The organism is Stenotrophomonas sp. YJH_SMC_123 (assembly GCF_059368215.1).
On the sequence record NZ_JCAFRM010000001.1, the window covers coordinates 57,565 to 82,066 of the forward strand.

Sequence of the window (24,502 nt, forward strand, 5' to 3'; positions counted from 1 at the left end):
TTGGCTATGGCCCCGTAGAATGGCGGCGTGCGCCATTCTGTTCTCCACCGCCGGTTCCAGGCCCTGGCATGGCTTGCCATGCTGCTGGTGCTGCTCGCCCCGCTGGTGAGCCGCTGGCTGGCGCATGGTCACGTGGCTGCCGCTGCGCCGGTGGCGGCCATGGACCACGCGATGCACGCAGAGCACGCGCTGCACGCGATGGAAGGGCACCACGACCATCACGCAATGGCCATGCCGCACGGCGGGGCCACGAAGAAGCCGCCCGCCGATCCACATGCCGATCATGAGATGGGTGTGGACTGCGATTACTGCCTGATCGCTGCACGGCTGATCACCCTGCTGGTGGCGGCCGTGCTGCTGTTGGCGCCGATGGCACCGGTGTGCCGCGCACTGCGCGGCGCGGTGCGGGCGTTGCCGCAACGGATCAGCGGCACATTGGGCGCGCGTGGGCCGCCAGCACTGATGGCCGCCTGAGCCGCACGCGCGCTGTATTGAACGTTCTTCCATGAGGTTGCCGGCCACGGCCGGTGCCCGCACGCGCGTGTCTGTCCCTTTCTGATTGCTGCCCTGCCATTGCGGGGTGGCCTTGCATGCCGTGAAAAAATGAAAACGAACCCCAACTCCGCGCGCCTGCGCCGGGCGACGCTGCCTGTCCTGTGCGCGTTGCTCCTGCACACCGCCCCCGTACTTGCCGCTGACGCGGCCCCACCGACCACGCTGGATACCGTGCGGGTGGTCGATACCCGCAGCGGTGAACTGTCGTCCACCGCCAGCGCGGGCTCTGCGTTGGGCCTGAGCGTGCTGCAGACACCGGCCAGCCTGACGGTGATTTCGCGCGAGCAGCTGCAGCAGCGCGGCGACAGCAACCTCAACGATGCGATCAGCCGGGCGGGTGCGATCAGTGCCATGCCGCATCCGGGCAATGGCCTGAGTGCGCTGTCCAGCCGCGGCTTCACCGACGGTGCCTCGGTGATGCGGCTGTACGATGGGCTGCGCCAGTACGGCGGCGTGGGCATCACGTTCCCGTTCGATACCTGGTCGATCGAGCGCATCGAAGTGCTGCGCGGCCCGGCCTCGGTGATCCATGGCGACGGGGCGATCGGCGGCGTGATCAACATCGTGCCGAAGAAGCCCACGCGCGGCGCCATCGAGAACCAGATCAGCATGACCGTGGGCAGCGAGGACACCGCGCGGCTGGGCTTCGGCAGTGGTGGCGCGCTGACGCCTGAGCTGGCCTATCGGGTTGATGTGAGCGGCAACTACAGCGGTGGCTGGGTTGATCGTGGACGCAACAGCGACGCGACATTCTCCGGTGCGTTGCTGTGGCAGCCACGTGCGGACCTGCAGCTGATGCTCACCCATGCGCAGGGCTACCAGAAGCCCATGCGCTACTTCGGCACGCCGCTGGTCGAGGGCCGCCAGCTGGAGGCGCTGCGCCACCGCAACTACAACGTGGACGACAGCGAGATCCGCTTCCGCGACCGCTGGACCCAGCTCGACGCGCTGTGGACACCGAACGCGAACGTGGAATGGCGAACCCGCGTCTACCAGATCGACAGCCAGCGTGATTGGCGCAATGCCGAGGCCTATGTCTACAACCGCGCTACCGGCTTGATCGATCGCTCGGGCAATACCGAGATCACCCACAACCAGGACCAGGCCGGACTGACCTCGACGTTGCGTGTGCAGGGAACGGCGGGTGGCCTGCAGAACAACTTCGTGGTGGGCCTGGACGCCAACCGCGCGCACTTCAAGCACACCAACAACACCTATGCCGGCAGCTCGGGCCCGGTCGATCCGTTCGATCCTGTCCCGGGCCAGTTCGCCAGCGACGCGCCGAACCTGCCGCGCTACCGCAACCTTGCCGAGCAGTACGCGCTGTTCGTGGAAGACCGGCTGGCGCTGAGCGAGCGCTGGTCGGTGCTGGGTGGCCTGCGCCACGACCGCGCGCGCATTGATCGCACCGATCTGATCAGCGGCCAGAACGCGTTCTCGAAGACCTACAGCAGCACAGGCTGGCGTGCGGGTACGGTACTCGCGCTGCAGCCGACGCTGAGCCTGTATGCGCAGTATTCGCAGGCGGCGGACCCGGTCAGTGGCCTGCTGATGATCAGCCCGGCCAACGGCGCCTTTGACCTGGCCAAGGGCCGGCAGATCGAGGTTGGCCTGAAGCAGGCCTTCGACGGTGGCGAGTGGACGCTGGCGGCGTATCGCATCCGCAAGACCGGGCTGCTCAGCCGCGATCCGCTGGTGCCGGATCGCCGGGTGCAGGTGGGCGCGCAGACCTCGCGCGGTATTGAAGCGTCGTTGAACTGGAACTTCGCGCCGCGCTGGTCGCTCGATGCCAACGCGACGGTGCTGAAGGCCGAATTCGAGGACTTCCTGGAAACCACGGGTTCGCCGGCGGTGTTGGTGTCGCGCGACGGCAACGTGCCGCCGAACGTGGCCGAGCGCTTGGCCAGTATGTGGTTGAGCTGGCAGTTCGCACCGGATTGGAGTGCGGCGGGGGGCGTGCGTTATGTCGGCAAGCGCTACGCCGACAACGCCAATACGCTGGAACTGCCCGGCTACAGCACCACCGACCTTGCACTGACCTGGCAGGCGGCACCGCGCACTCAGCTGTCCGCGCGGTTGTTCAACGTGTTCGACAAGGCGTACTACGCCACCGCGTACTACACCAGCACGCAGTGGCTGCTGGGTGCGGACCGGCGCGTCGAATTCACCGTCGATCATCGCTTCTGAGGGCGCGGGCAATGACGTTGCGTTCCACCGCCAAGCGCTGGACCTACCTGGTGCATCGCTGGCTGGGCATCGGCGGATGCCTGCTGATGCTGCTGTGGTTCGTCAGCGGCATGGTGATGCTGTTCATTGGTTACCCGAAGCTGACGCCCGGCGAGCGGCTGGCGGCGTTGCCGGTGCTGGGTGAGGCCCGCGACCTGCAGGGGCTGTCGGTACTGCCTGCCGCCGTGCAGGCCGAGCCGGAGGCTGTGGCGTTGACCACGCTGCGTGGAGCGCCTGCCTATGTGGTGCGAAGTGGCAGCAACGTGGGCGCCTGGTCTGCCGTGACCGGCCAGGCCCTGCTGCCGGTGTCGGCACAGCGCGCCGAAGCATCCGCTGCGCAGTTCGCGGGCGGCCAGGCCTTCGTGGGTGCGATGCGCGTGAATGAGGATCGTTGGACGCATTCGCGTGCACTGGACGCGGATCGGCCGCTGTATCGGGTGGAGGTGGGCGGCGCGCAGCCGGGCGACCTGTATGTGTCCTCGCGTACCGGTGAAGTGGTGCTGGACGCTCCGCATGTGCAGCAGCGCTGGAACTATGTGGGCGCCTGGCTGCACTGGCTGTACTTCCTGCGCATGCAGTCGGTCGACCCGGTGTGGACGTGGGTGGTGATCGTGCTGTCCGCACTGTGTACGGTGGCGGCGATCAGCGGCATCGTGGTGGGCGTATGGCGCTGGCGTTTCCGTGGGCACTATCGTTCCGGTGCGAAGACGCCGTACGTGGAGTCGTGGATGCGCTGGCACCATCTGCTTGGCCTGATGGCGTCCGCCTTCGTGTTCACCTGGATCTTCAGCGGGCTGATGTCGATGAACCCATTGGGTGTCTTCAGCAGTACGGGTGAAGCGATCGATGTTGAGCACTACCGTGGCGGCGCGGTGGCGGTGGATGGTGCGCTGGGTGATCCTGCGAAGCTTCTGGCGATGGCCGAAGCTGCGCGCTTCCAGCCGGTGGAGATCCAGTGGCGACGGATCGGTGGTGAGCTGTTCGCGGTGTTGCTGGACGGGCAGGGTGATACGCGCATCGTGTCCGGCGGCAATGGGCACCTGCATGTCGCACGGTGGCTGCCGACCGCGTGGTTGCAGCAGAGGGCACGTGCGCTGTCCGCTACACCCATGCAGGGTTTCGTGGTGCAGCATGCAGCGGATGCGTACTTCTACCCGCGTGCGCCCGAGGCCATGAATGGTGCAGCGGTACGTCGCTTCCCGGTGGCAGTGGTGGATTTCGGTGATGCCGAGGCGACACGCGTCTATCTCGATCTGGCGACCGGCGATCTGTTGCTGACGATGGGCCATCGCGAACGCGTCGGCCGCTGGCTGTTCTACTTCCTGCACAGCTGGGACCTGCCGGCGATGCTGCGCCAGGAAGGTGCCCGGCTGGCGGTGTTGCTGCTGCTGAGCGCTGCCGGCACCGCGCTGTGTGCCACGGCGACGGTGATCGGCTATCGGCGCTTGCGGATGAAGCTGCGGCGCAGGCGGCGCTAGCATCCTGCCGTGAGCGCGCCGTCTGTGAGACTATCCGGAGTTCCTGGCCATGAAGGCCGAGGCCCGCAGTCGATGTCGGTGTCGATGGCCAGGGAGTGCAGGGACACCGTACTTGCAGCGTTTCAATGGTCGTCCCTGGATAGGATTTCCACACAGCGTAAATGGAGCAAGGATGAATTACGTTTCGATGGGTGTTCTCGCAATTGGAATTGCAGCGGCGTCTGCAGGTGCAAAGGCCGACTCTCTGCCGCGCCTGTACAACTTTCCGACCACCACCACAGCTGCCGTCTCCAATGCGCTTCCGGCGCCGGGGCAGGTCATCCAGCTTTCCGCACAGGTCGAGTCCCAGGCGTTGGGGCTTTACCACATTCCAGGAAACGACCAGATCGGTGGTTTTGTTGAATTCAAGGTCAACGGTCAGCCGGTCGGCAAGGTCCAGGTCAGTACCTCCAATACCCCCTTTCTGGGTACGGTTTCCGACCTGAACAAGGGTTGTTGGGCTGCTATCCGTGATGTCTGGCGCTGCACGCACCAGTACGCCTATGGTGGCCAAGCCAAGGTTGCGGTGAACTACACCGTGCCCGCCGGCTTCACCACCGCGTCGATCACCGCCACCTTCAGCGGCGATGGCCAGTTCTCGCAGGGGTCGGTATCGGCGCCGGTCAACCTTCGCAACATTCCCACGTTTGGTGAGATCCGCGGAGCAGGCAACAAGTGCCTCGACGCCGAAGGCGCCAACACCGGTCCGGGTACCGCCATCCAGGTGTGGGACTGCACGCCGGGCACGCCGCAGCAGTTGTGGACGGTGAAGCCCAACACGTCGACCATCACCGGTGTGCCCAGCAACCGCGTACTCGATATCGTCGGTTACGGCACCAGCAATGGAAGCCGGATCCAGCTGTATGACGCGCACGGTGGTTGGAACCAGTCGTGGAAGTTCACCAATACCTCCATCGTCGGCGTGGGCAACAAGGTGCTCGACGCCATCGGTGCGTCCAGTGCCAACGGCACCAAGATCCAGCTGTATAGCAACGCACAGACCAGCAACCAGAAGTGGGAGTTCAACCCGGCCAACGGTTCGATCGTGGGCGTTGGCGGCAAGTGCCTGGATGTGGAAGGTGCCAACAGCGCAGATGGCACGCGCGTACAGCTGTGGGATTGCACGGGCGTGCCACAGCAGCGCTTCGAGCTGGGTGCGGATGGTTCGATCCGTGGGCTGGGCGGCAAGTGCCTGGAGGCCGCCGATGGCGCAAGCCATGACGGCAATCCGATCCGCATGTGGTCGTGCAATGGTGGCGCCCACCAGTCCTGGCGCCTGGTCGGCGAAATCCGTAATCCGCAGACCAACATGTGCCTGGATGACCCGGGCCTGGGCAACATCAACGGCTCCAAGGTGCATATGTGGATGTGCCAAGGTAGCGACAATCAGCGTTGGGAGTTCTCCTCGTACTGAGGCCTGCTGCCGCTGATGCAGCGTTGTTCAACCGCGCGCCTTCGGGCGCGCGGTTTTTCCGGCGCTAGGCGTTATACCCGCAGCCAGCGCGTGGACACCGCCACCAGCAACAAGGCTGTGGCCACGCCGATGAATGCAGCGATCAGGCCGAAGTGATTGGCAGCGAAACCGATCAGCGCCGGCCCAGCAAGGATGCCGGCAAAGCCCAGCGTCGAAACGGCAGTGATGGCCAGCGCGCCGGGCATGCGGGTCTGGTGGCCAGCCAGCGAGAACAGCGCCGGTGCGATGTTGGCGCAGCCGAGGCCGACCAGCACATAGCCGATCAGCGACGCCTGCCACGGCGTGACCAGGGTCAGCACCAGCACGCCCGCGGCGGCAAGCAACGCGCCGAACACGATCGCGCGCTGGCGGCCCACGCGTGCCACCAGTGCATCACCGAACAGGCGTGCGACGGTCATGGTCAGGGTGAAGGTCACATAGCCGATGCCGGCGAGGCCGGCATCGACGCGGCGCACGTCGCTGAGAAACACCGCGCTCCAGTCGAGCATCGCATCTTCGCCGAGGAACGCGACGAACGCCAGCACGCCGATGAACAGCACGATGCCGTGTGGCAGGGCCAGCATCGGTGTGTCGTGCGGCATGCGTTCGCTGTGCCAGTACGACGCCGACAGCAGCATCACCAGCAGCATGGCGCCAACGCCGATCAGCACGGACGCCGAGGGAGGCAGGTGAGCAGACAGCAGCACGGTCATGGTGGCCGCGCCGAGGAAGCCGCCGATGCTGAAGAACGCATGGAAGCCGGACATCATCACGCGCCGTGCTTCGCGCTCGACGATGACGGCCTGTACGTTCATCGTGCAGTCCATCGCGCCCACGGCGGCGCCGAACACGAACAGGACCAGCCCGAGTGTCCAGGCCGAACCGGCCAGCGCCAGGCCGGGCACGGTCAGGCAGATCAGCAGGCTGCTGGCCACCATCACCCGCCGGCAACCGAGGCGCGCGGCCAGCACGCCGGACAACGGCATCGCCAGCAGCGAACCGGCACCGAGGCAGAGCAGCACCAGCCCCAGCGTGGCGTCGTTGATCCCGGTGCGTGCCTTTGCGAACGGCACCAGGGTGGCCCACAGCGCGGTGGCGAAGCCGGGAATGAAGAACGCAGCGCGGGTCGCGTGCTGTTCGGCACGCGCGCGGTTGGCAACGGACATGAGCGGTACGGTCAGGGGGGAGTGGGGTGTACCGCGATGCCTGCGGCGCGGAAGCGTGCCGCCAATGCGGGCGGTGCGGTGGTGGTCAGCACCAGGTCGTCGATCTCGTCGAGGCTGGCAATCTGCCAGTTGCCGCGTGCACCCAGCTTTTCAGTCGTGGCGGCGACGATGACACGGCTGCTGCAGGCCACCATCGCGCGCTTCAGCGTGGCTTCTTCCGCATCCATTGCCCACACGCCGGTGTCGCCGTCCACCGCGCAGGGGCCGGGCAGGTACACATCGGCGCGCAGGCGCTGCACCTGGGCCAGTGCTTCGGCGCCGACCGCGCCGCCACCGCTGGCCAGGCGCCCGCCGATCAGCTGCACCGAGGTGCCTTCAAGCAGGCTGGCGGCCGTGGCGATCTGTGGCGCGTTGGTGATCACCGTCAAGCCGAGGGCGGCCGGCAACTGCTGGGCGATCACCAGGTTGGTTGAACCGGCGTCAAGCAGTACGACCTGGCCGGGTTGCAGCAACGCGCAGACGCGGGCGGCCAGCTCGGCCTTGTCGCCGCGGTCGCGGGTCAGCCGCTCGCGCAGCGGGCGTTCCTTGGGCGGTGGCAGCACGGCGCCACCGTAGACGCGCTGGCACAGGCCCTGCGCGGCCAGCTCGCGCAGGTCGCGGCGGATCGAATCTTCGGACACGGCATAGCGGCGCGCCAGCTCGGCGGCAACCACGCGGCCCTGCTGGCGCAGTTCCTCCAGAATCTGCCGGGTGCGCTGGGCGGGGAGGGGGCTGGGATCGGAGCTCATGCTGCAAGTCTGCACGTTCGTGCATTAACGTGCAACAACGTGCATGCTGCGTTTGGGCGGGGCACAGGGCGGCTGGACTGCCGGTGAATCCGCCCGCGCCCACGTCTATGGATCGCCCTCGCGGCCCGGCATGATGGCGGGGCACCTGGCATGGAATCCCTGATGTCCCCCGCCGTTCACCGCAAGCTGCGCATCGGCGCGGACCAGTACACCGGCCAGAAAGTGGTCGACCAGCAGTTCCATGAGTGCGATTTTTCCGGTGCCGACCTGACCGCCACCGAGTTCATCAACTGCAGCTTCTACGATGCCGACAGCCGCAGCGGCTGCCGCTTCAATGGCGCCACATTGAAGGAGGCCAGCTTCCGCAGCTGCGACATCAGCATGTGCCACTTCAACTTCATCAAGGCGCTGGGCCTGGAGATCAGCGAGTGCCGCGCGCAGGGTGCGGATTTCAGCAACGCCAGCTTCATGAACCAGATCACCACGCGCAGCTGGTTCTGCAGCGCCTTCATCAAGAAGTCGAACCTGCGCTATGCCAATTTCTCGCGGGTCACGCTGGAGAAATGCGAACTGTGGGAGAACCGCTGGGACGGTGCAAACGTCAGCGGCGCCAGCTTTGCCGGCTCGGACCTGTCCGGTGGCCAGTTCGAGGGAATCGACTGGAACAGCGCCAACTTCACCGACTGCGACCTGACCAATTCCGATCTGGGCGAGCTGGACCTGCGCAGCACCAACCTGCGTGGCGCCACGCTGGATGTCCAGCAGGTGGCGCTGTTGATGCAGCGGATCGGCATCACCGTGGTGCCGTAGGCATCAGCCGGCGTACGCCACCCAGCCCTTGAAGCTGAAGCCCGCATAGAACAGCTCCACATCGTCGAAGCCGGCCTCCTGCAGCAGCGTCACTTCCTGTTCGGGGGCCAGCAGCGGCAGCCGCTCGGCAATGGCGTCGATCGCGCGCTGTGCATCGGCGTGGGCAACGCCGGAGGCTTCGGCGAACGCGGCGTAGCGCTGCAACCAGCGCAGCTTGCCGGCCGGATCCTGCGGCACGCTGTGGTGGGCCACCACCAGCGGCGCGCCGGGCTGCAGGCGCCTGTGCAGCTCCCGCAGCGTGCGCAGGCGCTGCACGGCGTCGAGGAAGTGCAGGGTCAGCAGGCAGCTGGCACCATCGAAGCGCACGTCGGGGGCATCGTCGATGTAGCCTTCCAGCAACTGCACGCGCGACATCAGCGGGCCCAGTGTCTGTTCGGCCAGGGCCAGCATCGGTGCAGCCGGGTCCACGCCCAGCAGCTGCCAGCCCGGCTGCGCCTCGGCAAATGCCTTCAGCTCCAGCCCGCCACCGGCGCCCAGCACCAGCACGCGGCCCTGCGCAGGAACGTGTTCGGCCAGCAGCAGGCGACTCATCTGCTGCAACGCGAGGAAGCCCGGCACCTGGCGCAGCGGGCCCTCGGCATAGCGGGCAACGGCCTGCGGATCGGAGAACGAAGACATGCGTGCATTCCTGCAACAGGGACATACCACTGTACCGTGGCATGCAAGTGCCTTTGCCGCGGGTCGCTCCTGCCTGCGCTGACCGGCTTGCATCCAGCTCAGCGCAACGCCCGCGCCAGCACCTGCCAGATCCTCGGGTCCTGGCACTGCGAGACGTTGAAGCGCAGATAGTCGGCCGCGCGCTGCGACTGGCTGAACGCGTTGCCCGGCGCCAGCACGATGCCCTCGCGCAGGCATTGCCGCGCCAGTGCGGCGGCGTCGCGGCCGTCGGGCAGCTGGCACCACAGGAACAGTCCGGCTTCCGGCTGCAGCCATGGCGTGATGCCCAGCGCCTGCAGTTTCCGCAATGTGTGCCGGCGTGCATCGGCCAGGCGCGAACGTATCGACTGCATGTGGCGGCGGTAACCGCTATCGGTCAGCGCGATGTGCATCAACTGCGCGGCCAGATGGCCGCCGCCAAAGCTGGTCGCCAGCTTCAGGTCGGTCAGTGCTTCTATCCAGTCGTGGCGCGCAGCGATGTAGCCGCAGCGCGACGCTGCCGACAGCGTCTTGGAGAAACTGCCGACGTGGATCACCCGTGACAGTCCATCGAGCGCGGCCAGCCGCGGTGCCGGCTGCAGTTCGAAGTCGGCGAAGATGTCGTCCTCGACGATGATCAACTCGCTGCGTTCGGCCAGGCCCAGCAGGCGGTGCGCGGTGTTGGCCGAAAGCACCGCGCCGGTCGGGTTGTGCAGGCCGGAATTGGTGATGTACAGCCGCGGCGAATGCGCCTGCAGGGCTTGCGCGAACGCCTCCAGGTCCGGGCCGCTGTGCGTGTACGGCACGCCGATGGCCTGCACCTGGTGCGCCTTGAGCAGCGCGTGGTAATTGAAGTAGCTCGGGTCATCGACCAGCACGCAGTCGCCGGGCTTGAGCAGGAAACGGCAGAGCAGATCGACCGCGTGCGTACCGGATTCGGTCAGCAGGATCTGCTCCATCGGTGCATCGATGCCAAGCGTGGCGCTGCGCCTTTGCAGCAGCTGGCGCAACGCGGGCAGCCCTAGCGGACCGGCGTAGTCCACCAGTTGCATGGCATCGGCACGCGCCAGCCGGCGCAGGCCGCGGCGCACGCCATCGTGATACAGCCAGTCACTGGGCATCCAGCCGCACCCTGGCTTGAGATCGCCCGCGGGCGTTTCCAGCGATTGCCGTGACACCCACAGCGGATCCACCGCGCGATCCAGCCGCGGCTCCATTTCAGCCAGCGCCAGCGGTGCGGCCGGGCCACTGACGTAGAAGCCCGAGCCTGCGCGCGCACTGATCAGGCCTTCGGCCGCCAGGCGCTCGTAGGCCTCGACCACGGTGGAGACTGAAACCCCCATGGTCGCCGCCTGCGCACGTACCGAAGGCAGGCGGGAGCCGGGGCCGTCCACCCGTGCACTGATGCGGGTGCGGACGGTCTGGATGACCGATTCGATGCGGGTGAGCGGGCGCGGCATGGTGGAACCGTAGTGGAAGTGTGGGCAGTACAGTTACTTGCGGCTGTACTGGATTGTAGCTGGGGTCGTTCCGCGCCGGATGCTTCCATACAGGTGCAGCCGGGCATCGTCCGGCACCTTCAGGAGTACAGGCGTGGAACGGTCGGCGAGTGGTTGGATCAATGGCTTCATCGGTGTGGTGATCTTCGCCGGCTCATTGCCGGCCACCCGCCTGGCGGTGCTGCAGCTGGATGCCGGGTTCGTCACCGCCGCACGCGCCACCATCGCCGCGGTGCTCGGTCTGGGGCTGCTGCTTCTGCTGCGCCAGCCATGGCCGCGGCGCGGCGACCTGCCGGGGCTGGTGGTGGTCAGCCTCGGCGTTGTGGTCGGCTTCCCGCTGCTGACCGCGCTCGCGCTGCGTCACGCGTCGTCGGCGCACACCATCGTGTTCCTTGGCCTGCTGCCGTTGAGTACAGCGGTGTTCGGCGTGCTGCGCGGTGGCGATCGGCCGCGCCCGGCGTTCTGGCTGTTCTCGTTGCTGGGCAGTGCCTGCGTGGTCGGCTATGCCGCGCGCAACGGAATCGAAGCCTCGTTGCAGGCCGACCTGCTGATGCTGGCGGCGATCGTGGTGTGCGGGCTGGGCTACGCGGAAGGTGGTCGGCTCGCCCGTCATCTGGGCGGCTGGCAGGTGATCAGCTGGGCACTGCTGCTGGCGTTGCCGGTGATGCTGCCGCTGACGGTGCTGATGCGCCCGGCCTCGTTCACCGCGGTCGGTGCCTCGGCGTGGTGGGCACTGGGCTACGTGGCAGTGTTCAGCATGCTGATCGGCTTCCTGTTCTGGTACCGCGGGCTGGCCCAGGGCGGCATCGCTGCCGTCGGCCAGCTGCAGCTGCTGCAGCCGTTCTTCGGCCTGGCCCTGGCCGCGCTGCTGCTGCACGAGTCGGTCAGCCTCAGCATGGTGCTGGTGACTCTGGTCGCGGTGATCTGCGTCGCCGGCGCGCGCCGCTTCAGCCGCTAGGAAAAAGGGGACGGAGGGGATTAAGTCGTTTCAGGCACAGCAGGACCAATTACGACTTAATCCCCTCCGTCCCCTTTTCCGGGGGGCTGCGGAAAAGGTGCGCAACGGCATAGTCGATGAACACCCGCAGGCGTGCACTGGGATGGCGCCCGCCGGGCCACAGCAGCGAGAACTGCCCCTGGTGCGTGGGCAGTGTGGGCAGCACCTGTTGCAGGCGGCCATCGGCCAGCGCGTCAGCTGCGAGGAAGTCAGGCATCCAGGCCAGGCCCATGCATCCGATCGCAGCGGCCAGCACGGCTTCCATGTTGTTGCAGGTCATCGCCGTGGAAAGGCGCGCCCCGGCGTCGCCTTCGATGCCGGGCAGCTGCCACGCATGCAGCTTTCCGGTGGTGGGGTAACGGAAGCGCAGCGCGGTATGTATGCGCAGGTCGCCCACATCGCCGGGCGTTCCATGCATCTGCAGATAGCCCGGCGCCGCACAGAGGATGAAACGAAAACCCCCCAGCCGCCGTGCGGTCAGGCTGGAATCAGCCAGTTCGCCACTGCGTATCACCGCATCCAGGCCTTCGCTGACCACATCGACGATGCGGTCGTTGAAGTCCAGTTCCAGCTGCACCTGCGGATAGCGTTGCTGGAAGCCGGGCAGCACCGGCAGCAGGAAGCGGTAGCCGATGGTGGGCAGGCCGATGCGCAGCAGCCCGCTGGGGGCGTGCTGTCGCTGCGCCAGGTCCGCCTGTGCTTCGGAAAGCTCATCCAGCGCACGCCGGCAGCGTTGCAGCAGCAGTTCGCCTTCGTCGGTGAGATGCACGCGGCGGGTGGTGCGCTGGAACAGGCGCGTGCCGAGTTCCTGTTCAAGCCGGGCGATGCGCTTGCCGACGGCCGAGGCTGACAGGCCGAGTACGCGGGCGGCACCGACAATGCTGCCTGACTCCGCGGTGCGGACGAAGGCGAGCAGGGCGGAGATGGAGTCCATGCTTGGATGATTGCGGAACATCTGGCCGCAATCAACATCCACCGAGCCTGTTTTTCTGGAATAGCGGCCTGTCCATCATCAATGCCCCTGATGGATGGAGGCCCGCATGGCCCCGGATTCGATGCTCCCTGTACCTGTCCGCGCGCAGCAGCGCTGGGCGCTGCTTGCGGTCTGCCTGGCCGCGCTGGCGTTGCCGTTGTCCTTCTCTGCCGGTGCAGTCGCGGTGCCGGCGCTGGCCCGTTCCGCGGCGGCATCGCCCACCGCGCTGGCCTGGGTGACCAACGCCTTCATGCTCACCTTCGGCAGTCTGTTGCTCGCTGCGGGCGGCTTGGCCGATCGATATGGCCGTCGGCGGCTGTTCCTGCTGGGCACGGCGGGCTTCACCACCGCCACCGCCGCCGTCTGCCTTGCTCGCACGCTGCTATGGCTGGATCTGGCGCGCGGGTTGCAGGGCGTTGCCGCGGCGGCGGCGCTGGCATCCGGCACGGCGCTGCTGGCACAGGCCTGGCAGGGGCCGGCGCGTGCCCGTGTCTTCGCCCTGCTGGGCACCACGTTCGGCATGGGGCTGGCGTTGGGGCCCTTGCTCGCGGGCCTGCTGCTGCAGACATTGGGATGGCGCAGCGTGTTCGCCGCGGGCGGTGTGCTCACGTTGGTGGCCTTCGGCCTGGGGGCACGCGCGTTGCCTGAAAGTCATGGCGAGCGCCGACCACTGGATATCGGCGGCATGCTGAGTTTCAGCCTGACGCTGGCGACGTTGACCCTGGCGCTACTGTGGCTGGGCGAGTTCGGCCTGCATGCCGCGCGCGTGCGGCTGGCGCTGCTGGTGACGCTGCTGTTGGGCGGGGTGTTCGTCTTCATCGAACGGCGGCACCCCTCACCGTTGCTGGACCTCTCACTGTTCTCACAACCGGCGTTCCTCGGTGTCCAGCTGCTGCCGGTGGCGACCTGCTTCGGCTACGTGGTGCTGCTGGTCGCGTTACCTCTGCAACTGCTGGGCGTGCATGGCCAGAGCGCGACGCTGGTGGGACTGCAGATGCTGGCGCTGTCCGCGCCGATGCTGGTCCTGCCGATGCTGGCCGCGCGTTGGGCGGAGCGCGTGGGAAGTGCGCGGTTGTGCACGCTGGGTCTGCTGGTGTGTGCCGCCGGCCTGTACCTGTTGTCGCGGCAGGCGTCGCACCCGTCGCCCTTGCAGTGGGTGCCGCTGCTGATGCTGGTCGGCGCAGGCACGGCTTTGCCGTGGGGGCTGATGGATGGACTGTCGGTGAGCGTGGTACCGGTGCAACGTGCCGGCATGGCCGCAGGCATATTCGGAACCGTGCGGGTGGCCGGCGAAGGCATCGCGTTGGCCGCAGTCACTGCCTTGCTTGCGCTGCTGATCGGCCATCAGCTGCAGGGCGCGTCGCCGGCACCGCTGGTGCGTGCCGGTGCCTATCTGGCCACGGGGGCGCGGGAACAGGCGCAGGCACTGCTACCGACGATGAGCCGCATGCAGCTGCAGCACGCCAGTAGTGAGGCGCTGGCGACACTGCTGCGTGTACTGGCGCTGCTGACCGCCGCCTGTGCCGCCGTGTTGCGCCTGTTGCTGCGGAAACGCACAGGTGCCTTGGTCGGGGACATGGTGTAGCAGGCTCATCGCCGCCTCCGCCGTCATCCCGCTGTCGTGTCCCGCTCACGCCGCCTATGCCCACCCGGGCCTAGTGTTGATCGTCCCCGTCCCCCACGGAGACCCGCCATGTGGCTGCTCGACCATCTCTGGCCCAGCCGTCGACCCCTTCCTCCCCCGGTCGAGGACGCGCCACAGTCACCGTCACGCCGGCCCTGGCTGAAACGCCCGGCGCGGGCCGGGCGCAGCGGCATGGCGCCCTGGCAGAAGGTGGCCACGCCACCGCGGCGCACGCGCCACTAGCCGGTGCGGTCTGATGGGTGGTTGACCCCGTCGCTGACCGGGATCACCCCAAGCGCGAACGGGTCGATGCCCTCCAGGCAGGCCACGTTGTAGCCGTACTGGTCGGGGTTGGAGCGGCGCCGGTGATGGGTGTAGATGCCGCACACCCCGCAGAAGTAGTGCTCGGCCACATGGGTGTTGAACTGGTACTTCTGCAGGTGATGCTGCCCGCGCACCACCTGCAGGCCCTGGCGGGGGACGCTGGCGGCGATGGCACCCCGGCGCCGGCACATCGAGCAGTCGCAGCGGCGCGGGTCGACGATGCCGTCCGGGAGGTCCAGCAACAGCTCGACCGTGCCGCAGTGGCAGGTGGCGCGGTGCTGGGGTTGGACCGGAACGCCGGCCACGGAAGTGATGCCCATCGTTGCTCCTGTGAGGTGAACCTGGCCGCATGGACCGCCGCAGACGGTGCGCCGCGGTCCCTGAACGGGCCGTAGATGCCACGGTGAACCCGCTTGTGGCTAACTATGCGGCTTCGGGACCGCGACAGGATGCCAGTGAGAGCCGCAGGACGTTGGATGACAGGAAGTGCCATGGCGCTGGCAGCGTTGTGGGTGACCGGGCTGCTGGCCTATCAGATGCCGGGGCCGGGCTGGCTGGCCAATGGCATTGCGGTGCTGTGGCTGCTGGTTGCGCTGTGGGCGTCGTGGCAGGTCGCGCGTGGCCGTGGCCATCGTCGCCTGGGCATGGCGTTCGGCGCGTCGCTGGCGCTAGCCGGCCTGTGGTGGCTGCTGCTCACCCCGCGCCAGGACCGCGTCTGGGCCGATGACGTGGCCCAGCGCCTGCACGTGGTGTCCTTCGACGGGCGCCACGTGGTGCTCGACAACGTGCGTGATTTCACTTGGCGCAGCGAGACCGACTACGACGCGCACTGGGTGCGCCGCGCGTACGACCTGGACCAACTCCGCTCGGCCGATCTGGTGCTGTCGTACTGGATGGGCCCGGCGATCGCCCACACCCTGATCTCGTTCGGTTTCGAGGATGGGCGCCACGTGGTGTTCTCGCTGGAGATCCGCAAGGAACGCGGCGAATCGTTCTCGGCGCTGGGCGGCTTCTTCCGCAAATTCGAGATGACCCTGGTGGCCGCGGAGGAGACCGACATCATCCGCACCCGCACCAACGCGCGTGGCGAGGATGTCTACCTGTACCGCCTGCACGGCATGGACCAGGCGCAACTGAAGCAACTGTTCGCCGCGTACATCGCGCAGGCGCGCGAACTGGATGCGAAGCCGGGCTTCTACAACACGCTCACCAGCAACTGCACCACCATCGTCTTCGATCTGGCCCGCCACATCGCGCCGCGCCTGCCGCTGGACTACCGCCTGCTGCTGTCCGGCTACCTGGCCGAATACGCACAGGAGGTCGGCGCGCTCACGCCGGGCGTGCCTTATGCCGAACTGCATGACAAGGGCCGCATCACCCAGCGTGCGCTGGACCTGGGCAGCGGCGACCACTTCTCCACCGTGATCCGCCAGGGCGTGCCCGGCACCGAGCAGGACCCGCAGTAATGACCCGACTCTTCCTGATCCGCTGGCGGCGCGCGCTGCCGGTGTTGTTCGCCGCCTTCCTGCTGCTGGGCAGCAGCGGCTGCGCGATGGTGACTGTCAAGCAGGTGAAGTCCAGCGATTCGCTGGTGAACAAGCGCGCCGATGTGCTCAACACCGGCAAGCTCAGCCCGGCCGCGCGCGAGACGCTCAGCGCGGCGGGCCTGGATGAGTCGCAGTGCGAGAAGGACTTCCTGGTCTGCCGCAGCACGTTGTTGATGACCGATGACCTCAACGTCGAGCAGCGGCTGTCGGCGTTGTCCGAACTGTGGGTGAAGGCCGCGCTGGCGCTGACGCCGAAGAAGACCGCCGCCGGCGATCCGCCGATGAGCGATGCGGCGCTGGATGCCTGGCTGGAAGCCGCGCGCTATGCCTATGCCTACCTGTTCTACAGCGGCCGCTCGCCGTCCGACCGCGCCTTCGAGGACCGGCAGACGCAGGTGCGCGACTACTACAACTACGCCGCCGAGAAGGCGGCGGTGGTGCTGTTCGTGCGCGCGCGTGCAGCGGCACTGGCCGGCGAGGACTATACGAAGCCGATCTCGGTCGGCAGCTGGTCGCTGGCCTCCAACTACCAGCAGTTGAACCTGAAGAGCATTCCGGCGCAGCTGGTGCCGGCCGGCACGGTCAGCTTCGTCGGCCTGCGCAGCACCTATCGCCGCGATGGCTTCGGTGCCGAGCTGGTGATGGTGATGGACCCGCCCAAGCTGGTCGCGCCGGTGATCGCGGGCGATGGGCCGAAGGCGGAAACAGCGGCGGATGATGCCGACGACGAGCGCCGTGGCCGCCGCCATCGGCATGACGATTCGGTGCCGGAATTCAGCGAGATGTCCTCGATCAACGTCACCGCGCTGCTGCGTTTCGAAGGCAGCAGCCTGGAAGACGTGATGCGTACGCGCCGGGTTGAACTGGACGCCTATTCGCCGGAGGCCACCGAACGCATCACCCTGCACGGCGAACAGGTGCCGCTGGCCGGCAATTTCACCGCTGCCTACGGCCTGTGGCTGGCGCAGAGTGGCTTCGCCCGGCAGTCACTGCGCACCCTGTTCGGCATGAGTGAGGGCATCGGCGAACCGCACATCTACCTGATGCAGCCGTGGGACCCGAACCGCCGCATCATCTTCATGCTGCACGGCCTGGCCAGCAGCCCGGAAGCCTGGGTGAACCTGGCCAACGAGATCATGGGCGACCCCGAGCTGCGCCAGCAGTTCCAGGTGTGGCAGGTCTACTACCCGACCAATGCACCGATCGCGCTGAACCGCTACGAGATCGCCAACGCGTTCAATGACACGCTCAAGCACTTCGACCCCAACGGCAGCACACGCGCATCGAAGGACATGGTCTATATCGGCCACAGCATGGGCGGCGTGCTCGCGCGGCTGTTGGTGAGCGACTCGGGTGATGTGCTGTGGGATGACCTGCTGGCCAACTATGACCTGAAGGGCGAGCGGCTGAAGCGCGTGCAGGCCAAGCTGGGGCCACTGCTGCATTTCAAGGCGCAGCCGAACGTGGAACGCGCGATCTTCATCGCCGCGCCGCACCAGGGCACGGATATCGCAGGCAACAAGGTCGGGCGGCTGATCGGGCGCCTGGTACGCCTGCCGCTGACCATTCTCGGCAAGTTCGAGGACGTGTTCATGGCGCTGGCACAGGCCGAGCAGCAGGTCGACGGCACCGCCAAGCCGAAGATTCCCAACAGCATCGACAACCTCAAGGCCAGCGATCCGTTCGTGAAGGCCGCCGCACAGCTGCCGATCGAAGCGGGCCTGAAGTACCACTCGATCATCGCCCAGCGCAAGCCGGAGCTGCCGGTGGAGAAGTCCGATGACGGGCTGGTGCCGTACTGGAGCGCGCATCTGCCGGGCGCGCTGTCGGAGAAGGTGATCATTTCCGGCCACAGCGTGCAGGAGACCCCGCAGGCCGTGCTGGAAGTGCGCCGCATCCTGCATCGGGATATCGATGACGTCGGGACCGGTACACGGTAATGCCGGCCTCTGGCCGTCGCCATCATCGGATTCCCGCGTGCGCGGAGGTTGCCGGCCAGCGGCCGGCACTACCGGAATCCGGCGGCGCTACACCCGCCGCGCGATCACTGCGGCCAGCACCGCCAGACCGAAGGTGATGGCCAGGCAAAGCAGGTAGCCGGTGTGCGGCGCGCTTTCCACGAACATGGCGAACAACGCGCCGGACACGGCCAGCGCGGTGGTCACCGACAACGCCTCGCTCAGCTGCAGCGCCGAGGTATTGGCACCCTGCTCATGCGGTGCTGACAGCGACAGGGTCAACACCGACAGGCTGGCGTAGATCATGCCCATGCCGAAGCCGGTCACGGCCCAGCCGACCAGCGCGACCGGCAGCGGCATCGGGTTGAACAGCACCGACAGCGTTGCGGCGATGCCGAACGTCATCATCACCGTGCCAACGCGCAGCAGCTGCTGGCGTGACCAGCCGCGCTGCTGGTGGCCCTGCAGCCATGAACCGGCGAACCAGCCCAGCGCACCGAGGCTGAGCACGGCGCCTGCCCAGCTGGGCGAGAGCCCGCGTTCGCGCTGCAGCAGCAGGGGCAGATAGGCCTCGCAGGCGAAGAACGCCGCTGCAGCAATGCCGCGCAACGCGATTACGCTGGGCAGGCCGCGGCGCAGGATCAGGGTTCCGGCCGGCAGCAGCCGATGCACGCAGAACAGCAGCGCCAGCATCGCCACGCCGATGCAGAGCAGGGCGGCCATGCCCTGTTGCTGGCCGCCGACGTAGAGCAGTAGTGCGGCCAGTGAGGCGCCAGAGGCCCAGCGCACCACGTTGCTGCGTTCGCCATCGTTGCAGACCGCAACCGGAGGTTGCATGCGCGCCAGTGCCGGGCGCAGCAGCAGTGCGGCCGGTATCGCCAGCAGTGGCACTGCCAGGAATACCCAGCGCCAGCCCAGGTGCTGCACCATCAGGCCACTCAACGCCGGGCCGACCATCGAGGGCACCACCCAGCCTGCGGAGAACGCCGCGAACACCTTCGGTCGCAGGTGCTCGGGGTAGCTGCGGCCGACCATCACGTAGAGCGAGACCGAAATCGCGCCCGCGCCCAGGCCCTGCATCAGGCGTCCGGCCACCAGCATGCCCATGCGCGTCGCAAAGCCGGCCAGCAGCAGGCCCAGCACGAAGCAGCCCAGGCCGTACCAGAGTGGCCGCGCGGGGCCGTGGTGATCGGCCCAGCGCCCGGCCAGGGTCATCCCGATCACACTGGTGGCCAGGGTGCCGCCAAAGGCCAGCGCGTACAGGCGCAGGCCATCGAGTGCTTCGGCCACGGTGGGCATCGCGGCCGCGACGGCCAGTGCTTCGAAGGCGTGCAGCGCGACCAGCGCAACCATGCCGATGGTCGTGGCGCGGTAGCGCGCGGACAGGATCGAGCTGTCAGCCGGCAGGTGGGTGTCGGCGGGAGAGAGGGGCGGGGTCATACGGGTCAGGTGCAGGCCGCGCTTGTCAACGGGCGGCGAAGGTAGCAGCATGCCACCTCAACTGTAGTTGAGGTCAAGCAATGGCATCCCAGGAACTCAGCGTTGGCGAGGTCTCCCAGCGCAGTGGCGTGGCCGTTTCCGCACTGCATTTCTACGAGCGCAAGGGGCTGATCAGCAGCCTGCGCACCTCGGGCAACCAACGTCGTTACAGCCGGGACGTGCTGCGCCGGTTGGCGGTGATCCGCGTGGCGCAGCGGGTGGGCATGCCGCTGGAAGCAGTCGGCCGTGCCTTCGAAAGCCTGCCTGACGGACGCGCACCGACCAAAGCGGATTGGGCCAGGCTGTCCGCGCGCTGGCGCACCGAGCTGGAAGAGCGCATCCACATGCTGCAGCTGCTGCGCGACGAACTGACCGGCTGCATCGGTTGTGGCTGCCTGTCGCTGCAGCATTGCCGCCTGGCCAATCCCGGCGACGTCCTCGGCGAACGCGGCGACGGCCCGATGCGCTGGGAGTGAGCGACAAAAAGGGGACGGAGGGGATTATGTCGTTTGTGCACTTGCGACTTAATCCCCTCCGTCCCCTTTTTCTTACCAGACCGTGATCGTCTCGCCGCTCTGGATGCCTTCCACCGCGCGCTGGAAGGCCAGTGCCGCGCGCTGTGCGCTTACCGCCTCGAAGCCCGGGAAGTAGGGGCCGTAGGCGGCCATCGATTCGATCAGTACGTTCGGGCTGACCACGTTGATGCGCAGGCCGCGCGGCAGCAGCTCCAGTGCGGCTGCGCGCACGAAGCCTTCCAGTGCGGCATTCACCGAGGTGGCGTTGACGCCGTCGCGGATCGGTTGTGCGCTGACGATGCCGCTGGTCAGGGTGATCGAGCCGCCGCTGTTGAGATGATGCTGCGCGGCCAGTGCCAGCCTCACCTGGCCCAGCAGTTTGTCCTGCAGGCCGAGGTTGAACTGCGCCGGCGTCATCTGCTGCAGCGGGCCGAAGTGCAGCTTGCCGGCGGTGGAAATCACCGCATCGACCGGGCCGGTACGTGCGAACAGTTCGGCGACGCTGGCGTCATCGGTCAGGTCCACGCGCAGTTCGCCGCTGCTGCGGCCGGCGGCGAGAATCTGATGCTGTTGGCCGAGCTGGCGGGCGACTGCCTGGCCGAGGGTGCCGCTGGCACCAACGAGGAGGATCTTCATGGCCGTTCCTTGCGTAAGGGAGTGAGCGCAGTCTGCGCCCTCACAATGGGGTTAGGTAAGCGGCGTATGATTCGCAGATTCCTAACTAAGGATTAGTAATGGATACCCTTCGATGCATGCAGGCCTTCGTTGCCGTGGCCGAGCGTGGCAGCTTCGCCGGCGCCGCCGAACAGCTGCAGGTCTCGGCGGTGATGGTGGGCAAGTACATCCAGCAGCTGGAGGCGCATCTGGGTACCGCGCTGCTGCAACGGAACACCCGCCGCCAGCGCCTGACCGAAGCCGGCAGCGCCTATCTGGCCGGATGCCGGCAAGTGCTGGAGCAGGTGCAGCAGGCCGAGGCCGATGTGGCCGGTCTGCAGGTACAGCCGCGTGGCCTGCTGCGGGTCAGTGCGCCGACCACCTGGGGCAGCTGCGTGCTGGCGCCGCAGCTGGCCGGCCTGCTGCGCGCGCAGCCGCAGTTGAACATCGAACTGGATCTGAGCAACCGCCGTGTGGACCTGATCGAGGACGGCTTCGACGTGGCGATCCGGGTCGGGCCGTTGCCATCGCAGGAGGTGGTGGCGCGGCCGCTGCCGCCGTATGCGATGAGCCTGTGCGCGGCGCCGTCTTACCTGCGCAGGCGCGGCATGCCACGCACGCCGGCGGACCTGCAGGGGCATGATTGCCTGAGCCATCTTGCCTGGCGTGGTGGCCATGGCTGGCAGTTGGCCAACGGTGAACAGGTGGATTGGGAGGCGCGGCTGACCTGCAACGACGGGTTCGCGCTGCGCGAAGCCGCCGTGGCCGGGGCCGGGTTGGTGTTGCAGCCCACCGCGCTGTTGGCGGGGGAGATCGCAGCAGGGCGCCTGAAGCCGCTGCTGCGCGACTACCTGCCCGAACCGCGACCGATGCACCTGATCTACCTGCCCGATCGACGCCCGCGCCCGCGCTTGCAGTGCTTCGTGGATTTCGTCATGACCACGTTGGGGCAATGAGCATCCACGCCATGCGTGGATGATGGTAGGTGCCGACCGTTGGTCGGCACACATCGGGATCAATCATTCGCCGCAGACAATTCCTGCCCGCGCACCTGCGCAGCACGCAGCGCGTTGTCCACCAGCACTTCGAAACCTCCGGCCTGGAAGCTCTCGATCGCGGCCTGGGTGGTGCCGTTCGGCGAGGTCACACGGCGGCGAAGCTCGGCCGGGCTTTCGCCGGCTTCATCGAGCATGCGCGAGGCGCCCAGCAGGGTCTGCACCACCAGCGTGCGCGCGGCGTCGGCCGGCAGGCCCTGGGCAATGCCCGCCGCTTCCATCGCTTCGGCCAGCAGGAACACGTAGGCCGGCCCGCTGCCGGACACGGCAGTGACCGAATCCATCAGCGCCTCGCGCTCGATCCACACGGTACGGCCGGCACTGGCCAATACCTGTTCGGCCTGCGAGCGCTGCTGTGCATCCACCGACGGCGTGGCATACAGGCCGGTCACGCCGGCGCCGAGCAGGGCCGGCGTGTTGGGCATTGCACGCACCACCGGCAGGTTGCCACCCAGCCAGCGTTCCAGCTGCGCGCTGGTGATGCCGGCGGCGATCGACACCACCAGTGGCCGGCTTGCCTGGGCCAGTGCCTGCAGCGACTGGCAGACCTCGCGCAGCACCTGTGGCTTCACCGCCAGCAGCCAGGTGCGGCCCTGTGCGGCGGCATCGGCGGCATTGTCGTGCACCTGCACGCCGAAATCCGTGGCCAGCGACTCGCGCAGTGCTGCAACCGGTTCGGCCACGTGGATGTGTGCCACGGGCACGCCCTGGCGGATCAGGCCGGCGATCAGGCTGCGCGCCATGTTGCCGCCGCCGATGAAGGTGATGGAATCAGCTGTCATGAAACTCTCCTTGCAAGATCAGGCCGGGCGAGGACGCGCGCCGAACAGGGCGGTGCCGATGCGCACCAAAGTGGCGCCCTCGGCGATGGCGTCGGCGTAGTCGCTGCTCATGCCCATCGACAGCGTGTCGACCTGCGCGTGCTGGGCGGCCAGCGACTGGAAAAGTGTGCGCATGCGCACGAACGCATCCCGACGGCGTTCCGCCTCGGGCCATGGCGCGGGAATCGCCATCAGGCCACGCAGGCGCAGGGTGGGCTCGGCGGCAATCGCAGCGGCCAGCACCTCGACATCCTCCGGCGCACAGCCGTGCTTGCTGGATTCATCGTCGATGTTGACCTGGATCAGCACATTCAGCGGACCACGCGCTGCCGGGCGATGGCGCGCCAGCGCCGTTACCAGCTTGGGCCGGTCCACGCTCTGCACCCAATCGAAGTGGGTGGCCACGGCCTCGGCCTTGTTCGACTGCAGGTGGCCGATCAGGTGCCACTCCAGCGCCAGGTGCTGCAGCGCCTGCATCTTGGCCAGCGCTTCTTGCACATAGTTCTCGCCGAAGGCCTGCTGGCCCTGCGCGGCCAGCGCGGCCACGGCCTCGGCCGGTTGGGTCTTGGAAACGGCCAGCAGGCGCGGATCGGGCCGGCCGGCCGCCTCGGCGGCGGCATGCAGGTTGCTCAGGATCTGGGGCAGGGGAGTGGCCACGTAACGCGTTCCGTTGAATCAGGAGGCTATACTGCCGCCCGGGGAAAGATCCTTCCAGTCGAAGCCGTTATTGGGGAGTAGCCGCTCATGGATATCGCCGAACTGCTGGCGTTTTCCGTAAAGAACAAAGCGTCCGACCTGCACCTGTCCGCAGGCCTGCCGCCGATGATCCGCGTGGACGGCGACGTTCGCCGGATCAACATCCCGGCCCTGGACCACAAGCAGGTCCATGCGCTGGTGTACGACATCATGTCCGACAAGCAGCGCCGCGATTACGAGGAATTCCTCGAAGTGGACTTCTCCTTCGAGATCCCGTCGCTGGCGCGCTTCCGTGTGAACGCGTTCAACCAGAACCGTGGCGCCGGTGCGGTGTTCCGTACCATTCCGTCCGAGGTGCTCACCCTCGAGGACCTGGCCTGCCCGCCGCTGTTCCGCGAGGTGATCCAGCAGCCGCAGGGCCTGATCCTGGTGACCGGCCCCACCGGTTCGGGCAAGTCGACCACGCTGGCGGCGATGATCGACTACATCAACAAGAACGAATACGGCCACATCCTCACCGTCGAGGATCCGATCGAATTCGTGCACACCTCGCAGAAGTGCCTGATCAACCAGCGCGAAGTGCACCGCGATACGCATGGCTTCAACGAAGCGCTGCGCTCGGCACTGCGTGAGGACCCGGACATCATCCTGGTGGGCGAACTTCGCGACCTGGAAACCATCCGCCTGGCACTGACCGCCGCGGAAACCGGCCACCTGGTGTTCGGAACCCTGCACACCAGCTCGGCGGCCAAGACCATCGACCGCATCATCGACGTGTTCCCGGCCGGCGAAAAGCCGATGGTGCGTTCGATGCTGTCCGAGTCGCTGCGTGCGGTGATCTCGCAGGCGCTGCTGAAGAAGGTTGGCGGCGGTCGTACCGCAGCGTGGGAAATCATGGTCGGCACCCCGGCCATCCGCAACCTGATCCGCGAAGACAAGGTGGCGCAGATGTACTCGGCCATCCAGACCGGCCAGCAGTACGGCATGATGACCCTGGACCAGCACCTGCAGGACCTGGTCAAGCGCAGCCTGATCACCCGCAACCAGGCCCGCGAGTACGCCAAGGACAAGCGCCTGTTCGAGTAAGGCGGGACAACCACGGGCGGCGTGCACCAGTGCGGCGCCGTCTCCGTGCCGTTTCCTCCACCG

Annotated in this window: 21 protein-coding genes and 1 pseudogene; 12 read left to right on the plus strand and 10 right to left on the minus strand. The window is 67.3% G+C overall.

The window, feature by feature from the left end:
- Window positions 1–78 precede the first annotated feature (78 nt).
- From AC5P5W_RS00275 to AC5P5W_RS00290, 4 genes are all read left to right on the plus strand, one after another.
- Window positions 79–474 carry a DUF2946 family protein gene (locus tag AC5P5W_RS00275; RefSeq protein ID WP_014646198.1) on the plus strand — a complete coding sequence of 132 codons (396 nt, stop codon included), beginning with the start codon at window positions 79–81 and terminating at the stop codon, window positions 472–474.
- Between the two features lie 129 nt (window positions 475–603).
- Window positions 604–2,742, plus strand: coding sequence for a TonB-dependent siderophore receptor (locus AC5P5W_RS00280; protein WP_197574234.1), 2,139 nt, complete (start codon window positions 604–606; stop codon window positions 2,740–2,742).
- Window positions 2,743–2,753: 11 nt separating this feature from the next.
- Window positions 2,754–4,259: a PepSY domain-containing protein gene (locus AC5P5W_RS00285; RefSeq protein ID WP_495220746.1), complete on the plus strand. Its 1,506-nt coding sequence runs from the start codon at window positions 2,754–2,756 to the stop codon at window positions 4,257–4,259.
- Window positions 4,260–4,431: 172 nt separating this feature from the next.
- Complete coding sequence (locus tag AC5P5W_RS00290) at window positions 4,432–5,712, plus strand: RICIN domain-containing protein (protein WP_495220747.1); 1,281 nt, start codon at window positions 4,432–4,434, stop codon at window positions 5,710–5,712.
- Between the two features lie 71 nt (window positions 5,713–5,783).
- Here the strand turns inward: AC5P5W_RS00290 and AC5P5W_RS00295 are convergent, their stop codons facing one another.
- A complete protein-coding gene (locus tag AC5P5W_RS00295) occupies window positions 5,784–6,917 on the minus strand; it encodes an MFS transporter (protein ID WP_197574237.1) in 1,134 nt (377 codons plus the stop codon).
- An 11-nt stretch (window positions 6,918–6,928) separates the two neighbouring features.
- Window positions 6,929–7,705 (minus strand): DeoR/GlpR family DNA-binding transcription regulator, encoded by a 777-nt coding sequence (locus AC5P5W_RS00300; RefSeq protein WP_019659483.1) that lies wholly within the window; start codon window positions 7,703–7,705, stop codon window positions 6,929–6,931.
- A 162-nt stretch (window positions 7,706–7,867) separates the two neighbouring features.
- Here AC5P5W_RS00300 and smqnr point away from each other — a divergent pair, with 162 nt between their 5' ends.
- Window positions 7,868–8,515: a SmQnr family pentapeptide repeat protein gene (gene smqnr, locus AC5P5W_RS00305; RefSeq protein WP_197574238.1), complete on the plus strand. Its 648-nt coding sequence runs from the start codon at window positions 7,868–7,870 to the stop codon at window positions 8,513–8,515.
- 3 nt (window positions 8,516–8,518) lie between these two features.
- Here smqnr and AC5P5W_RS00310 read toward each other — a convergent pair whose 3' ends face one another.
- Together AC5P5W_RS00310 and AC5P5W_RS00315 are read right to left on the minus strand one after the other, a co-directional pair.
- Entirely contained in the window at window positions 8,519–9,193 is a 675-nt protein-coding gene (locus AC5P5W_RS00310; RefSeq protein WP_197574239.1) for a methyltransferase domain-containing protein, read from the minus strand.
- Window positions 9,194–9,291: 98 nt separating this feature from the next.
- Entirely contained in the window at window positions 9,292–10,671 is a 1,380-nt protein-coding gene (locus AC5P5W_RS00315) for an aminotransferase-like domain-containing protein (RefSeq protein WP_069117551.1), read from the minus strand.
- Window positions 10,672–10,804: 133 nt separating this feature from the next.
- Here AC5P5W_RS00315 and AC5P5W_RS00320 point away from each other — a divergent pair, with 133 nt between their 5' ends.
- Window positions 10,805–11,668, plus strand: a complete 864-nt coding sequence (locus AC5P5W_RS00320; RefSeq protein WP_032958514.1) for a DMT family transporter — start codon at window positions 10,805–10,807, stop codon at window positions 11,666–11,668.
- Window positions 11,669–11,717: 49 nt separating this feature from the next.
- Here the strand turns inward: AC5P5W_RS00320 and AC5P5W_RS00325 are convergent, their stop codons facing one another.
- Window positions 11,718–12,641, minus strand: a complete 924-nt coding sequence (locus AC5P5W_RS00325; protein WP_197574240.1) for a LysR substrate-binding domain-containing protein — start codon at window positions 12,639–12,641, stop codon at window positions 11,718–11,720.
- 106 nt (window positions 12,642–12,747) lie between these two features.
- Here AC5P5W_RS00325 and AC5P5W_RS00330 point away from each other — a divergent pair, with 106 nt between their 5' ends.
- The gene (locus AC5P5W_RS00330; protein ID WP_014646208.1) at window positions 12,748–14,265 is read left to right on the plus strand and encodes an MFS transporter; all 1,518 of its coding nucleotides are present in this window, start codon (window positions 12,748–12,750) and stop codon (window positions 14,263–14,265) included.
- Between the two features lie 278 nt (window positions 14,266–14,543).
- On the opposite strand, the gene AC5P5W_RS00335 is transcribed toward AC5P5W_RS00330, so the two are convergent.
- Complete coding sequence (locus AC5P5W_RS00335) at window positions 14,544–14,948, minus strand: GFA family protein (protein ID WP_014646209.1); 405 nt, start codon at window positions 14,946–14,948, stop codon at window positions 14,544–14,546.
- Between the two features lie 171 nt (window positions 14,949–15,119).
- Here AC5P5W_RS00335 and AC5P5W_RS00340 point away from each other — a divergent pair, with 171 nt between their 5' ends.
- Complete coding sequence (locus AC5P5W_RS00340) at window positions 15,120–16,094, plus strand: Lnb N-terminal periplasmic domain-containing protein (RefSeq protein WP_014646210.1); 975 nt, start codon at window positions 15,120–15,122, stop codon at window positions 16,092–16,094.
- Window positions 16,094–18,115, plus strand: coding sequence for an alpha/beta hydrolase (locus AC5P5W_RS00345; protein WP_197574241.1), 2,022 nt, complete (start codon window positions 16,094–16,096; stop codon window positions 18,113–18,115). Before AC5P5W_RS00340 ends, AC5P5W_RS00345 begins: the two co-directional genes overlap by 1 nt.
- An 87-nt stretch (window positions 18,116–18,202) precedes the next feature.
- On the opposite strand, the gene AC5P5W_RS00350 is transcribed toward AC5P5W_RS00345, so the two are convergent.
- Window positions 18,203–19,624, minus strand: a complete 1,422-nt coding sequence (locus tag AC5P5W_RS00350) for an MFS transporter (protein ID WP_197574242.1) — start codon at window positions 19,622–19,624, stop codon at window positions 18,203–18,205.
- A gap of 29 nt (window positions 19,625–19,653) precedes the next feature.
- On the opposite strand from AC5P5W_RS00350, the gene soxR reads away from it, so the two are divergent.
- The gene (gene soxR, locus AC5P5W_RS00355) at window positions 19,654–20,088 is read left to right on the plus strand and encodes a redox-sensitive transcriptional activator SoxR (protein WP_021202603.1); all 435 of its coding nucleotides are present in this window, start codon (window positions 19,654–19,656) and stop codon (window positions 20,086–20,088) included.
- A 72-nt stretch (window positions 20,089–20,160) separates the two neighbouring features.
- Here soxR and AC5P5W_RS00360 read toward each other — a convergent pair.
- Window positions 20,161–20,790: pseudogene (locus AC5P5W_RS00360) on the minus strand (short chain dehydrogenase); the annotation flags it as partial.
- A 71-nt stretch (window positions 20,791–20,861) separates the two neighbouring features.
- Between AC5P5W_RS00360 and AC5P5W_RS00365 the strand changes: the two are divergent.
- Entirely contained in the window at window positions 20,862–21,737 is an 876-nt protein-coding gene (locus tag AC5P5W_RS00365; RefSeq protein WP_197574243.1) for a LysR substrate-binding domain-containing protein, read from the plus strand.
- A gap of 59 nt (window positions 21,738–21,796) precedes the next feature.
- Here AC5P5W_RS00365 and proC read toward each other — a convergent pair whose 3' ends face one another.
- Window positions 21,797–22,618, minus strand: coding sequence for a pyrroline-5-carboxylate reductase (gene proC / locus AC5P5W_RS00370; RefSeq protein WP_197574244.1), 822 nt, complete (start codon window positions 22,616–22,618; stop codon window positions 21,797–21,799).
- Between the two features lie 18 nt (window positions 22,619–22,636).
- The gene (locus tag AC5P5W_RS00375) at window positions 22,637–23,314 is read right to left on the minus strand and encodes a YggS family pyridoxal phosphate-dependent enzyme (RefSeq protein WP_032958502.1); all 678 of its coding nucleotides are present in this window, start codon (window positions 23,312–23,314) and stop codon (window positions 22,637–22,639) included.
- Between the two features lie 87 nt (window positions 23,315–23,401).
- Here AC5P5W_RS00375 and AC5P5W_RS00380 point away from each other — a divergent pair, with 87 nt between their 5' ends.
- Window positions 23,402–24,439, plus strand: a complete 1,038-nt coding sequence (locus AC5P5W_RS00380; protein WP_004147099.1) for a type IV pilus twitching motility protein PilT — start codon at window positions 23,402–23,404, stop codon at window positions 24,437–24,439.
- The last annotated feature ends 63 nt before the right edge of the window (window positions 24,440–24,502 follow it).